Source organism: Cellvibrio mixtus subsp. mixtus J3-8 (genome assembly GCF_000766945.1).
Lineage (GTDB): Bacteria > Pseudomonadota > Gammaproteobacteria > Pseudomonadales > Cellvibrionaceae > Cellvibrio > Cellvibrio mixtus_A.
Genome location: NZ_KN266213.1, coordinates 19,873 through 34,343, shown reverse-complemented (window position 1 = coordinate 34,343; position 14,471 = coordinate 19,873). Strand labels below are relative to the sequence as shown.

Genomic DNA, 14,471 nt, shown 5'->3' with positions numbered 1-14,471 from the left:
TATTCCTGAACATTGTTATTCCTGAACAGTGGTTCCTGTATGTCAGTTAATCATCGTTGGCGCTCGCGTATGATTCAGGTGCTTGTGTTGCCTCATCCTGGTGGTGATGTTCAAGAATGGCGAGTGCACTGAGTCCCGGCAAAATATTGTGTTGATAATCATCATCGCTAACGCGGTGGCTGTACAAAACACGATGGCCGTTCCAGGCAGGATTTATAGTCACCGCGCCTTCGCTGAGATTAATATCGATGCGCAATTCGCGCCCGTCATTTAATAACCAACGGGCGCTGACTGCTTTATCTCCTAAAATATGCGCACCTGCCGCAACTGTTCCTGGCAAACGTGGAATGATTTCTTTTTTTCGCAACGCGAGTAATTCCCGGTATAACGACAAGCGCTCGCGGTGCGCCGGTTGCAAGCACTCTGCAAAATCCAGACGCGATTGGTTGAATGTCTCAAGTGCATTCGGGTCGGGAATTTGCTCGCGAACATCATCGCGATTAAAAAAACTGAACGCTGCAAATTCGTTGCGGCGGCCATCGCGTACGGCTGTGGCTAATTCAGGTTTGTGATCAGTGAAATACAGGAAGGGTTGTTCCGCGCCCCATTCTTCCCCCATAAATAACAGTGGAACCATCGGAGAGAGAAGTAATAAAACGGTCGCAGCTTCCAAGGCTTCTTTACGCGCGAGTTGCGTCAAGCGTTCACCAAAGGCGCGGTTGCCTACCTGATCGTGGTTTTGCAGAAACAAAATAAATGATGTTGGTGGCAAATGACCGCTAGGTTCACCGCGTGGCTTTCCATGGCGAGTAGTGTCGCCCTGGTAAATAAATCCTTCACTTAAAAAACGCGCCAGTTTTTCTGTTGCACGTTCAGAGAAATCGGCGTAATAACCTTCGTGCTCGCCTGTTAACAGGTGATGCAAAATATTGTGGCCATCGTCATTCCATTGTGCGTTGTAACCCTGGCTCAGCAAGGTTGCAGAATTATTTTCATTTTCCAGCATTAAATGGATATGACGTTCTGCGGGCACAGCGGCGCGAATTTGCGCTGCCATCGCCGCAAGGAAATCAGCATCCTGGATTGCATGTACCGCATCAAAACGCAAACCATCCACGCGATAATCCAGCAACCACATCAATGCATTTTCAATAAAAAATTCGCGCACTTCATTGCGCTGGAAATCAATAGCGGCACCCCAGGGGGTGTGGACATCGGGGCGAAAAAAATGGCTGGCGTAATTGTTCAGGTAATTTCCATCCGGGCCAAAATGGTTATAGACCACATCAACAAACACCATAATTCCCAATTCGTGCGCGCAATCAATTAAATGTTTTAATTCGTCGGGGGTGCCATAACTGGCGTCCGGTGCGAATAACAAGGCACCGTCGTAACCCCAATTGCGGCTGCCGGGAAATTCGTGCAATGGCATTAACTCAATAGCGGTAACGCCCAATTCCATTAATAACGGCAGGTGTTTGGTTACACCGGAAAATCCGCCCATTAAACCTGCATGCAATTCATAGATAACAGTTTCATGCCACGGGCGGCCACGCCAGTCATTGCAATTCCATTGATAAGTCGAGTGATCGACAACGAGGCTCCAATTGTGCACATCGTGATGTTGTGCACCGGCTGCAGGGTCCGGTACGGGTAATTCATTATTGATAATAAAGCGGTATGCATCGCCACCCGTGGCGGCAGCAGTGAGTTCGAACCATTCTTGCCTGCGCTCCATTGGCAATGTATCGCCTTTGCGAAATTGCAAATGTACGTCGCGCGCATCGGGTGCCCATAATGAAAAACGGGTATAACCTTTGCCTTGGGTGACAGCGCCAAAATGTTGAGTCCTCATCGACATTGGCGTAATCCTCCTGAAATTAAATGTGTTGTCCCGGTGTGTGGATAAGGCCGCTTATTAATAACTTGCTGGTACAGCTGATGATAAGGCCGAACGGATTCGCGCCAATATTGTGGTGAGTTCATCGCATGGCAACGCATTGCATTTAACAATTCAGGATACTCGTAAACATTTAATGCGCGCTGGATGGCTTCGTTGTAACTGCTTAATGTCGCTTCTTTAAAAAGAAAACCGTTAAGGCCATCTTCAATTGTATCGGCAAGGCCGCCAGTGCAGGTCGCAATAGGCAAGGAGCCAAATCGTTGTGCGTACATCTGGCTTAAACCGCAAGGTTCAAAGCGCGATGGCATTAACAAAAAATCGCTGCCGGCAAAAAAGCGGCGCGATTCATTTTCATTAAACCCTATATGTACACCGACTTGTTTCGGGTAGCGTTTGGCGAGTTTCACTAACGCATTTTCCAGCGACGAATCGCCGGTTCCCATCACCGCCAACCGCCCGCCAGCGCGCACTAGTGAATCTGCAATTCCCAGGGTGAGATCCACACCTTTTTGCGGTGCGAGACGCGAAACCACGGCAAACATCGGCCCGTCATTGGCAGCGAGATTGAAACGATTTTCTACATAGCGTGTGTTCGCGCGTTTTGCTTCCCATTGGCGCGGCGAAAAACTTTCCACTAAATAAGGATCAGTGCTCGGCTCCCAACTGTCATCAATGCCGTTGGTAATTCCTTGCAATTGCCCCTGTGCGGATTTTTTTTGTAACAATCCATGCAAGCCGCAACCAAATTCCGGGCGAGTAATTTCACGGGCGTAATTTTCACTCACAGTAGTAATCGAATTCGAATAAACGAGGCCTGCTTTTAAAAATGATAACTTCCCAAAGAATTCCATTTCTTCGGTATTAAAAACCTGCGCTGGCAAGCCAATGTCATTTCCGGTTTCCGGATTGAATAAGCCCTGAAAAGCGAGGTTGTGAATGGTAAATACAGTCGGGGTGGATTGGTGGCGCAACGCCATGTACGCAGGGGCGAGGGCGCTGGGCCAATCATTGCTGTGAACTATGTCAGGGCGCCAGCTTAAATGCCCTTTGCCCAGCGCGAGATCAGCTGCAGCAAGCCCCAGGCGCGCGAAGCGAATATGGTTATCGTCCCATTCATTGCCTTCTGGCGATGCATAGGGGGAACCTGTCCGATCATACAATTCCGGGCAGAGTAAAAGATAAATAATCGGGCCATTCTCCAATTGTATCTGCCCGATTTTGCACGCTGGAATTTTTGCCAGCCCCTCAAGTCGGGCGACAATTTTCATCGGAAAATTTTTCTGCAGAATTGAGCGGTAACCGGGGATTAAAATTCTTACATCGTGCTGGTGCAATAGTGCTCGCGGTAGCGCCGCCGAAACATCGCCCAATCCACCCGCCTTTATAAGCCCTGTATATTCCGGCGTAACAAACAATACTTTTTTCCGGGGAGCATGGTCCTCACGAAATGTTTTTAGCCGCTCCGCAAACGTAGGCTCCAGCTTGTTATCGCTTAATAATTTCCGGTTAACTGAATGATTCATAAATTTCTCGCTATACCGGTGGTTGGCGTTCTGGTTCTGGATGTGTGTCCACAGGTGGGGCTGGTGGTTCCTTTTCGCGTAACATGGCGCGCAGTTGCGGCAAGGAATCGGGATAATTTTTCATAATAAAATTAATCAGGTTCTCGCGCAGATAACAGCGCAAGTCCCAATTTTTAGAAGAATCGGTAGTGCTGATTAAAACGCGTATCTGGATACTTTTGGCGTCGGTATCGGTAACTTGTACACCGCATACCCTGCCATCCCACAATTGCGGAACTTCTTTACACAGGCGCGTTGCTTCCTCGCGGATGGGCTCGATAGGCACGGAATAATCCAGCCATAAATAAAAGAATCCCAACAATTCGGTGGTTTTTCGAGTCCAGTTTTGGAAGGGGTTTTCGATAAACCATTGCAGCGGAACAATCAGGCGGCGGTCGTCCCAAATACGTACTACTACATAGGTACCGGTTATTTCTTCAATGCGTCCCCATTCGCCCGCGACAATCACTACATCATCAAGGCGAATAGGCTGGGTGATAGCAATTTGTAAACCTGCGATTAAATTCCCCAGCACCGGTTTGGCAGCAAAGCCCAGCACCAAACCGGCAACGCCGGCAGACGCTAGCAAGCTGGTTCCAAATTGCCGTGCGATAGGGAAGGTCATCAACATCGCGGAAAGGCCAAATAAAATGACCAGGAAACTGAGGGTGTGCACCAGAACTTTGGTTTGGGTTTGAATGCGCCGGGCGTGCAAGTTGTCGCTGATATTAATCGGGTTATGTTTGTAAATAAGTTGTTGCACTGCATCGACTGCGCGCAAACCCAACCAGGTTACCGCGCCAATAATTGCCAGCAAGGTGATATGGTTAATGGCATTAATGCCGGTCATATCTTGCGGAGCAGATCTCGATACTGTTTGCAGGCCTATCAACGGAATCAATAAATGCAATGGATCGCGAATGCGCTCCAAAATGTCGCGTGCAAATGAAAAAGGCGTAAAAACGTGCGTAATAATCCGGCTGACAATCCGCGCGATAATAGCAAGGGCAATAAATACAACGATTGCAATCGTTAACCAGGTAAGTTCGGGGAATTGTTCCAGCCATTCATTCAACATAATTCACGCTCGTTACAAAAATACAATTAAGCGATAGCCTGATAGCACATAGGTTATGTACACCAGCGCCTTAGTTAACTCCCGCGAGAGAGCCCTATCCTTAAATTCCACCGCAAACCCGATGAATAAACAGCTTACGACGCTCTACGTAACGCTAAAATCAATTCCTGCTTGTTCATACCGGAACGGCCAGCAATATTTTTGTTGCGGGCTTTTTCCAATAAACTGATTTTGGTTTGTGATTCCAGTGAGTTGGGGTTTTCTTTTTTCTTGCGAGTGTCCGCTGCATTTTGGGCTGAGTCTTCACGCGCTTTACGTTTTTCGCTGGCCGGTTTATTTACACCGGAGCCTGATTTTTCGCCCCCACCGGATTGTTTATTTACGGTAGCCCAGGCGATTTGTTCTGCTTTCGCACTGGAAACGCCTTTTTCTTTGTAACCGTCTTCAATATGTTCCGCTTTGCGTTTTTGTTTGTCGGTATATTTTGCTTTGCTATCGCTACGTTGAGGCATGATAATTTCCTCTTGGTATCATTGCAGTTATTGAATGATTACCTGAAAGAAGCTATGAACTTCTTTCAGGTAATGCGGTCATCGCCAGAGGCGATTGTTTTATTCAGTTTCAGCCTTGGTGCTAACGTTCGGGCTGTTTTTAGCCAATTCGCTCACCAATGCTTCCGCTTCTTTCAAGTGATGTTGAATTTTAGGAACAGTAGCTACTGCAAAAGTGCGCACGTCTGCATCTTTTGACTTGGCTGCATCCTTATAAAATTCGAGTGCATCTTTATGCGCGCTCACTTGGTTGTTGGCATACGCGACATCAAATGATTCGCCGTCACGTTGCTTTAAAATAGCCGCCTTGGCTTTACTGGTCAGTTCAGCTTCATCAGTCACATCAACTTTTTTGCGAGTTGCCAGGCTGCGTATTTCAGTGTTGTTGGCACTGTGCTCATTAATCATTTTTTGCGCGAAGGTGCGCACGGCAGGGTAAGTAGACTTATCCAATGCCAATTTTGCTGCTTCAATTTCGGCAATATTTTTTGCAGCAGCTTCATCAACAAAATCCTCTGCATCTATGTCGGCCATTGCCGCGATGCTGCAGGTACCTAATGCCACAGTGAACAGGGAAGTCATAATGTATTTAGTCATTTTCATGATTGTTGCCTCTTATTGAACAAAATTTAAAGATCATGAGCGAAGATCTGGTTTTTGTATTTGTTGTGTACGCAACATTCAAGCCAGATTTTATTTCATAAAAAAATAATTTTATTTTCTACGCATAACCCGCGTCATGATGGTTATTTCTGGGGCATCTGGCACAGAGGAAAAATTCCCGATATAGAAAAAAATTTCGAAAATGGCGCGCAAGGGCATCATTTCTACTGGCGTTATTGTAATAATTTCAATAGATAGGGCATATGGTAAGCTTAAAGCTATGGGCGCTGATGGTGCTTGATAAGCAATATCCGGGGTTCACGGGTTTACGTGGAAGGAAATAGTTTTAATTGGAAAATTATTTAGACCTGAACATTTTTTGCTGGTCTATATTTTGCACCCGGCTTTGATAGTTTTTTAATAAAGCTTATGGAAGAAATTCATAACGTTTATTTTTCTAATAAGCCTGGATGAGGTGTGTGATGGCGAAGCAGAATAATCGCAATGTGCTTTTAGGTGACTCTACCTGGTATAAAGATGCAGTAATTTATCAGGTGCATGTGAAATCCTATTTCGATTCAAATAACGATGGAGTAGGGGATTTTGCCGGGTTAATTACCAAGCTGGATTACATTGCTGAACTTGGCGTCACTGCCATCTGGCTTTTACCGTTCTATCCATCCCCCATGCGCGATGATGGTTACGACATTGCTGACTACCGTGCAATTGAACCTTCCTATGGCACTATGAGTGAAGTGCGCCATTTTATAAAAGAAGCGCATAAACGCGGTTTGCGGATTATCACCGAGCTTGTTATTAACCACACATCGGATCAACATCCCTGGTTTCAAAAAGCGCGGCTCGCCAAAAAAAATTCCAAAGCACGTAATTTTTACGTGTGGTCTGATACCAATCAAAAGTATGAAGGTACCCGAATTATTTTTTCGGATACCGAAAGTTCCAATTGGACCTGGGACCCCATTGCCGGCCAATATTTTTGGCACCGCTTTTATTCCAACCAACCGGATCTGAATTTTGATAATCCCGATGTCTTGAAAGAAGTCCTTTCTATTATGCGTTTCTGGTTTGATATTGGTGTGGATGGTTTGCGCCTGGATGCCATTCCGTATTTGGTTGAGCGCGAGGGAACATTGAATGAAAACTTGCCCGAGACGCACGCGGTCCTTAAAAAAATCCGTGCCGAATTGAATGAACATTATCCGGACCGGATGTTGTTGGCGGAAGCGAATTTATGGCCAGAGGACATCCAGCAATATTTTGGTAATGGCGATGAATGCCATATGGCATTTCATTTCCCGTTGATGCCGCGTATGTACATGGCCATTGCACAGGAAGATCGTTTTCCAATTATTGATATTCTGCGGCAGATGCCGGAGATTCCGGAGAATTGCCAATGGGCAATTTTTTTGCGTAACCATGATGAATTAACACTGGAAATGGTGACAGACCAGGAGCGCGATTATTTGTGGAATCACTATGCTACGGATAAGCGCGCGCGTTTGAATCTGGGTATTCGTCGGCGCTTGGCGCCACTGGTGGAACGCGACCGGCGCAGGATTGAATTATTAAAAAGCTTATTGTTGTCGATGCCGGGAACCCCAACGATTTATTACGGTGATGAAATCGGTATGGGCGATAATATTTTCCTGGGAGATCGCCACGGTGTGCGCACGCCGATGCAATGGACGAATGATCGCAATGGTGGATTTTCCCGCGCCGATCCTGCGAGCCTCACCTTGCCGCTGATTATGGACCCGCTATATGGTTTTCAAGCGATCAATGTAGAAGCGCAAGCGCGCGATGCCCATTCGCTGTTAAATTGGACGCGCCGGATGCTATCGGTAAGGAAGCAACAAAAAGCATTTGGTCGCGGCAGTTTAAAAATATTATCGCCAGCAAATCGCCGCATTCTTGCTTACCTGCGCGAGTATGGTACAGGTGAAACCAGTGAAATAATTTTATGTGTGGCAAATATGTCGCGCGCGGCCCAGGCGGGTGAATTGGATTTGACCGCGTATGCAGGGAAAATTCCGATTGAAATGATTGGCGGCACTCGTTTTCCTGCGATTACGACATTGAATTATCAATTGACCTTACCTCCCTATGGGTTTTATTGGTTTTTGTTAGTCGATGAAAACCAAATGCGCAGCTGGAATGTGACTCCCGCCGATGTGTTGCCCGAATTGCCAACACTTATTATTAAATTGTCTTTATTGGAAATATTTTTATTACCCGCGAAAACGGTGCTGGAACAGGAGTGTTTGCCAGTGTATTTGCAAAATCGCCCCTGGTTCCATTATTGGGCGGGTGTCGCGGAAGAATTCCGGCTGGATTATCCGTTGTCATTTGGGGAGGCGAGCCAACCTTATGTATTTGCCGAGCTGGAAATGATTAATGCTGCAGTCAGCGGCGCCCGTTACCATTTGGCATTGGGTGTAGTTGCGGAACATTTGGCGAGTACACTTTCCAAACAGCTCACTGTTACACGCTTGCGGCAAAAACGCGTAGCAGGCTTATTAGTGGACGCATTTAGTTTGCCGGAGTTTAACCGCAAATTAATTAACTGTTTTTATCAACAACATGTTTATCGCTATGAAAATTCGGAAATACAATTTTTAGCTAAATCGGAGCTGCCGGAATTAAGTGACGCGCAGTTGGATGATATCCAGATGCTTTCCCATCCACACACGTTATTGGTATTGGTGGGCAATGCTGTTGTGATTAAACCGGTGCGCACGATTATTTATGGCCCGCATCCTTTTGTGCAGTTGAGTGATTACTTGCATCAACACCATTATGTGAATGCGATTAAAGTGCTTGCGGAGATGCATCGCGTTGATCAGCAAGGTTCCAGCAGCCTGGCTATTTTGCAAGAGTACCTGGTTAACCAGGGCGATGCGTGGCAGTGGACGCATAATACCCTGGAGCGCGGATTCCGCGACCAAACCACAGCGGGAAGTTCGAGCATGAATGAGCAGGTACCGGCATTGGTGGAGCTGGAAAATTTTGCCGGTGTTATGGGAAAACGCCTGGGCGAAATGCATGTGGTATTGGCATTGCCGTCGGATCAACCCGAATTCGGTATGGTGTTGGCAAGCTCGGAAATGATTGCGGTGTGGGTCAAAAGAATCGTGAATCGTTTGGATGAATTGATCCAATTATTAAAACAGCATTCGTCTGCTGATGTTGTCGAAAGCGCGAATCGATTGGAGAAAGATTTGCCAGCGATTGCAAAACATTTGGAAGCGCATATTCCCCAATTGGAAGGGGCACCGCATATTCGCACCCACGGCAATTTGCATTTGGGGCAAATTTTAGTAGTGCGTGGCGATGCTTTCTTTGGTTGTTTTGATGAGTTCCCGGCTGCATCGTTAATTGCAGCGCGCTCACCGGCCAATCCGTTTAAGGATGTCACTGACCTGCTGTTGTCGTTTGATGATGCTGCATCGGCAGCGGTACGCAATATTAGCGACGCCGATCCGCTCGCGAATATCGAACAAGCCCAGGCACTGGCGGTGTTATATCGCCAACGTGTAAAAACAGCTTTTTATAAATCCTATCAATTGGCAACGGAATCGCTCCCCGCCTTCTGGGATCAACCGGACCGTGTTGCGTTGGCTTTACAATATGCATCTGTAGAAAATCGTATCAATCATGTATTGCGTGGTGCATCCAATACCAGTCTCTTGCAAATACACCTGCATACATTGGAAGAGCGGTTGGTTGGTATTCTCGGTAATAACGGAAATGGATAAAACCTGTTCAAAAAGCAGGTAAATGTGCAGGCCGGTTTTTTAGCTGGCCCCGTTTTTATAGGCAACTTTTCACACAATCACAGACAAACTTCGTTCCCCCATGGCATTCCGGTCCGCATGTGGTATGTTACGTCGCATTTCCAGGCCAGCTCTGTGGAAGCTGGCTTGCGCTTGAATAATGTTGGCCTGCGCGTGCCTGAAAATAAGAGGAAGTCATCTGTGATAGAGATCTTTTTAGCTGGTGGTCTTTTGATGTGGCCGTTGTTGGCCTGTTCATTAATTGTGATTGCCATTAGTGCTGAACGTTATTGGACGTTGAACCCTGCCAAAATTGCCCCCAAGACCCTGCTTGCCCAAGTATGGACCTGGATTAAAAATAATCAGCTGGATGCGACCAAGTTGCGCGAGCTGAAACAGTCATCCCCCCTGGGTTATATTTTGTCCGCCGGTTTGAGCAACTCCAAACATGGCCGCGACATTATGAAAGACTCGGTGCAGGAGGCGGCCAACAAGGTTATCCATGACCTTGAGCGTTATGTCAGTACCTTGGGAACCATTGCGAATATCGCACCCTTGTTGGGATTGTTGGGAACCGTGTTGGGAATGATCGAAATTTTTAACGGCATCATGCTTGAAGGTTCCGGTAATACCAATGTGCTCGCGGGTGGTATTTCTATCGCGCTGTACACCACTGTAGCGGGTTTGGTGGTGGCAATTCCGGCAACGATTGCGAACAAATATTTCCAGCGCCGTATTGATGCGATTGTGGTGACCATGGAAGAGGAAGCGATCAAGTTGATCGATGCTCTCCATAGTGAGCGTCGCGTCGATGTGAAAGTAGTCTAGGGCGGGAGCTAACTGTGCAGTTTCGTAGGCAAAAACGCGAAGACGACTTTATCAACCTGACACCGTTGATTGATGTGGTATTTATCCTGCTGATTTTTTTCATGGTCTCCACATCATTCACCAAAGAAAGCCATTTAGTGGTGAGTTTGCCGGAAGCGACCGGTGAAGCCCCGCAAACACCGGCGGATCAGATTGAAATTATTATCATGACTGATGGCAGTTATGCCGTTAACGGCCAAGGGCTGGTGAATACCAAAATTGAGACCCTGAAATCAGCACTGGAAAAAGTGTCTGGAGGTAATAACAAAGTGCCGCTGGTCATTACTGCCGATGCCAAAACGCCGCACCAGGCGGTAGTGCAGGCGATGGATGCCGCAGGTCAGTTGGGTTTTGCGCATTTAAGCATCACTACTCGCCAGCCCGAAGCTAAAAAAGACTAACCGGAACGGTTGGTCCAACCTGAAAAAGACGAGTAAGTCAGCTACAATCCCCACCTAATTAACCATTCGGACTTTTGCCAATCGCAAAAGTCCTTTTGTTTTTACAGGCTGGCCAATTGAGTTCCCAATCCCCTTCAACGTCTTCGACCACCAAAACCAATTCCCAGGATACCTGGCTGGATGCCTGGTACGGCACGCGGCGTTGGACGCTGTGGTTATTGCCGGTGATGTGGTTGTTTGTCGCGCTTTCCGGTTTACGCCGTTTTTTATTATTGCGCTACAAGCAAAAACGTTTGCCAACACCGGTGGTGGTGGTCGGGAATATTTCTGTGGGTGGAACTGGCAAAACGCCGCTAATAATCGCAATGGTTAAATGGTTGCAGCAGCGCGGTTATACTCCGGGTGTAATTAGCCGTGGTTATGGTGGCAAGGCAACCCAATATCCTTGTTTGTTGGATGCGCAGACTACGGCTATTGAGGCAGGTGACGAACCCCTGGCAATTTTCCAGCAAACCGGTGTGGCGGTAGTTGTTGGTTCTGATCGCATTGCCAGTGGCAAATTATTGGAAGACCAGGGCTGCGATATTTTATTAAGCGATGATGGTTTGCAACATTATCGCTTGGGGCGCGATATTGAAATCGCTGTAGTCGATGGTTTGCGCGGTTTGGGAAACGGTTGGCGTTTGCCGGTTGGACCATTGCGCGAACCAGCAAGCCGCTTGAAAACAGTTGATTGGGTTGTGGTTAATTCTCCCGCTGAAAATTTTATATTGCCAGCACCGGGTGGCGATCCATTTTTTTATGTGCCGATGCAAATCCGGCCCAGTGAATTGATTCAATTGAAAACGGGTAACAGAATTTCCCGCTCTGAATTACCTGATGACATTAATGCGGTAGCCGGTATTGGCAATCCCGAGCGTTTCGCAAACACCTTGCGTGAGTTGGGTTTTGTGCCGCAATTGCATGGGTTTCCCGATCACTTTGCTTTTTCTGTTAATGACCTGGATTTCAAAAACTCACTGCCGGTTATTATGACGGAAAAAGATGCAGTGAAATGCCGTGGCTTCGCGCAGGATAACTGGTTTTATTTACCCGTTAATGCAGAATTGCCGGATTCTTTTTGGCAAGCATTCGAGCAAAAACTGGAGCGAGCTTCAGCGCAACAAAAATCCCGTTTTCCATTGCGATAATTTTTGAAGCAAAATTTTTTGCTTCATCAAATCGGATCAATATTATGAGCTTCTACGTTGTCATTCCTGCGCGTTATGCGTCCACCCGTTTACCTGCAAAACCGCTCAAGGAAATCGCGGGCAAACCGATGATCCAGCATGTGTATGAGCGCGCAAGTAAAAGCAATGCTGCGCAAGTGATTATTGCAACCGATGATGTGCGTATTGAATCGGTTGCCAAAGGTTTCGGTGCGCGTGTGTGTATGACTTCTGCTGCGCATAATTCCGGCACTGACCGCTTGCAGGAAGTTGCTGCGCAATTAGGTTTGAAGCCAGACGATATTATCGTCAATGTGCAGGGTGATGAACCATTAATTCCACCGGAAGTAATCAATCAGGTTGCAAACAATCTTGCGGCCAACACGTACGCCAGTGTCGCTACCTTAAGTGAGCCGATCCATAGCCTGGATGATTTTCGCAATCCTAATATTGTAAAAGCGGTTGCCGATCAAACGGGGAAGGCGTTGTATTTTAGCCGTGCGCCCATTCCCTGGCCGCGCGATCATTTTGCGCAAGCGGAAGTCAGTGTTTTGCCCGCTGAATTTCCGGCGCAACGCCATATCGGTATTTACGCGTATCGCGTGGCATTACTGAATCGTTTTATTACCTGGCCGCAAGCAACGCTGGAAAAAATTGAATCGCTTGAGCAGTTACGCGTATTAGCAAATGGTGAAGCAATTCATATTGCTGAAGCTTGTGCGCAGGTTCCTGGTGGTGTGGATACCGAAGCTGATTTGATGCGTGTAAAAGCATTGCTGGAAAACTGAGAATATTTTGAACTGAGACGAACATGACCAAAGTATTATTTGTATGTTTGGGCAACATTTGTCGCTCACCCACCGCTGACGGTATTTTTCGTGAAATTATAAAACGTGAAAAACTGGAGCAAAAAATTATTGTTGATTCCGCTGGAACCGGCGATTGGCATATTGGTAAAGCGCCTGATTCACGCACTGTCGCCGCAGCAAAAAAGCGTGGTTATGATTTGTCAGTGTTGCGTGCTCGCCAGGTGATAACCGCCGATTTTGATGAGTTCGATTATGTATTGGCCATGGATAACTCCAATTTGCGTGATTTGCATTCGCTCAGGCCAACGCATTTTGCTGGCCATCTCGGTTTATTCCTGGATTTTGGTTCGCGTAAAACTCACCGTGAAGTTCCCGATCCTTATTACGGCGGCAATGATGGTTTTGAATTGGTGCTGGATTTGGTGGAAGAAGCCGCTGAAGGATTGTTAACGCATATTCGCCAACGACTTTATTAATTTATCTTATCGAAGGTTTGTGCTGTGCCACTTTTTCTGCCGCATTTTAATATCCAGAAATTCAATACGCTCGCGGTTCCTGCGGTGGCGAATTATTTTGTTGCCGTGCAAAGCGATGAAGAATTACAGGAAGCGTTAGCGTTTGCCAAAACCGAAAAACTTCCGTTATTAATTTTGGGGGGCGGTAGCAATATTGTATTGCGTGCGGATTTTCCCGGTTTGGTCATCCACATAAAAACCCGTGGCCTGGATGTGGTTGCAGAAAATGACGAGTTTGTCTGGCTTAAGGTGGCCGCCGGGGAAAATTGGCACCAACTGGTGGAATACTCCCTGGATAATGGTTATTACGGATTGGAAAACCTATCCCTGATTCCCGGTAGTGTCGGTGCTGCACCAATCCAGAATATCGGTGCTTATGGTGTCGAATTAAAAGATGTCTTTGCTGAATTGAGTGCGCTGAATATTCAATCGGGATTGATGGTGACGTTTACTAAAGAGAGTTGCCAGTTTGGTTATCGTGACAGTATTTTCAAGCAATCGCTAAAAGATCAGTACGTGATTACGACTGTTACGTTGAAGTTGAGCAAAATGCCGAGATTGAATTTGCAATATCCAGCGCTTCGTGCGGCCCTGGCGGATATTCCCGGGGCTGAGGTTTCGCCGGAACAAGTGAGCGCTGCGGTAGTTACCATTCGCCAATCCAAATTACCTGATCCGCAACAAATCCCGAATGTGGGTAGCTTCTTTAAAAATCCGATCATTTCCGTAGCGCAGTTTGAGGCATTGAAGCTGCAATATCCCCAATTGGTGTCTTATCCCGTTGATGAGCTACACGTAAAGCTGGCGGCGGGCTGGTTAATAGATCACGCTGGCTGGCGGGGTAAGGAAATTAATGGCGTGCGGGTTCATCCAGACCAGGCGCTGGTACTGACAAACCCGGGTAAACTTGAAGGTAAACTTATATTGCAATTGGCAGATAGGGTGGTTGCCAGTGTGCGGGAGCAGTTTGGCGTGGTACTGGAGATGGAGCCGCGGGTATATCCCGAGTGAAAACCGGGTCATTGGTACTTCATCATTTTGCTGCATAACCCAAAAATCTGAAGGATCGGGGATGCATAAAGTAATAAAAAACAATGGGATTCCAGATTATTGGCATTTAACCAGGCTTAAAAGGGACATTTAAGAGTGGTAGTTTGTGTGGAGTCTCACTACAATCTCT

12 protein-coding genes are annotated in these 14,471 nt (G+C 46.9%); 7 read left to right on the top strand and 5 right to left on the bottom strand.

Translation table 11 applies throughout. The features are described from left to right. Positions 1-46: 46 nt before the first annotated feature. The 5 genes from treZ to A596_RS18545 form a co-directional block, all read right to left on the bottom strand. Positions 47-1,861 carry a malto-oligosyltrehalose trehalohydrolase gene (gene treZ / locus A596_RS18565; RefSeq protein ID WP_084128633.1) on the bottom strand — a complete coding sequence of 605 codons (1,815 nt, stop codon included), beginning with the start codon at positions 1,859-1,861 and terminating at the stop codon, positions 47-49. Next, a complete protein-coding gene (gene glgA / locus A596_RS18560) occupies positions 1,852-3,426 on the bottom strand; it encodes a glycogen synthase GlgA (protein WP_084128630.1) in 1,575 nt (524 codons plus the stop codon). Before glgA ends, treZ begins: the two co-directional genes overlap by 10 nt. Before the next feature lie 10 nt (positions 3,427-3,436). Next, the gene (locus A596_RS18555; protein WP_039917633.1) at positions 3,437-4,543 is read right to left on the bottom strand and encodes a mechanosensitive ion channel family protein; all 1,107 of its coding nucleotides are present in this window, start codon (positions 4,541-4,543) and stop codon (positions 3,437-3,439) included. A 134-nt stretch (positions 4,544-4,677) separates the two neighbouring features. Further along, the gene (locus tag A596_RS18550; RefSeq protein ID WP_039917631.1) at positions 4,678-5,055 is read right to left on the bottom strand and encodes a hypothetical protein; all 378 of its coding nucleotides are present in this window, start codon (positions 5,053-5,055) and stop codon (positions 4,678-4,680) included. A gap of 99 nt (positions 5,056-5,154) precedes the next feature. Continuing rightward, a complete protein-coding gene (locus A596_RS18545; RefSeq protein ID WP_052417674.1) occupies positions 5,155-5,697 on the bottom strand; it encodes a DUF4142 domain-containing protein in 543 nt (180 codons plus the stop codon). Between the two features lie 482 nt (positions 5,698-6,179). Here A596_RS18545 and treS point away from each other — a divergent pair, with 482 nt between their 5' ends. The 7 genes from treS (at position 6,180) to murB (ending at position 14,302) form a co-directional block, all read left to right on the top strand. Further along, complete coding sequence (treS, locus tag A596_RS18540) at positions 6,180-9,473, top strand: maltose alpha-D-glucosyltransferase (protein ID WP_039917627.1); 3,294 nt, start codon at positions 6,180-6,182, stop codon at positions 9,471-9,473. Positions 9,474-9,692: 219 nt separating this feature from the next. Further along, positions 9,693-10,319, top strand: a complete 627-nt coding sequence (locus A596_RS18535) for a MotA/TolQ/ExbB proton channel family protein (protein WP_039917878.1) — start codon at positions 9,693-9,695, stop codon at positions 10,317-10,319. A gap of 14 nt (positions 10,320-10,333) precedes the next feature. Continuing rightward, positions 10,334-10,759, top strand: a complete 426-nt coding sequence (locus A596_RS18530; RefSeq protein ID WP_039917624.1) for an ExbD/TolR family protein — start codon at positions 10,334-10,336, stop codon at positions 10,757-10,759. 116 nt (positions 10,760-10,875) lie between these two features. Next, positions 10,876-11,949: a tetraacyldisaccharide 4'-kinase gene (gene lpxK / locus A596_RS18525; RefSeq protein ID WP_084128627.1), complete on the top strand. Its 1,074-nt coding sequence runs from the start codon at positions 10,876-10,878 to the stop codon at positions 11,947-11,949. Positions 11,950-11,993: 44 nt separating this feature from the next. Next, entirely contained in the window at positions 11,994-12,755 is a 762-nt protein-coding gene (kdsB, locus tag A596_RS18520; protein WP_039917622.1) for a 3-deoxy-manno-octulosonate cytidylyltransferase, read from the top strand. A gap of 23 nt (positions 12,756-12,778) precedes the next feature. After that, positions 12,779-13,252, top strand: a complete 474-nt coding sequence (locus tag A596_RS18515) for a low molecular weight protein-tyrosine-phosphatase (protein WP_039917620.1) — start codon at positions 12,779-12,781, stop codon at positions 13,250-13,252. 24 nt (positions 13,253-13,276) lie between these two features. Then, positions 13,277-14,302: a UDP-N-acetylmuramate dehydrogenase gene (gene murB / locus A596_RS18510; protein WP_039917619.1), complete on the top strand. Its 1,026-nt coding sequence runs from the start codon at positions 13,277-13,279 to the stop codon at positions 14,300-14,302. The last annotated feature ends 169 nt before the right edge of the window (positions 14,303-14,471 follow it).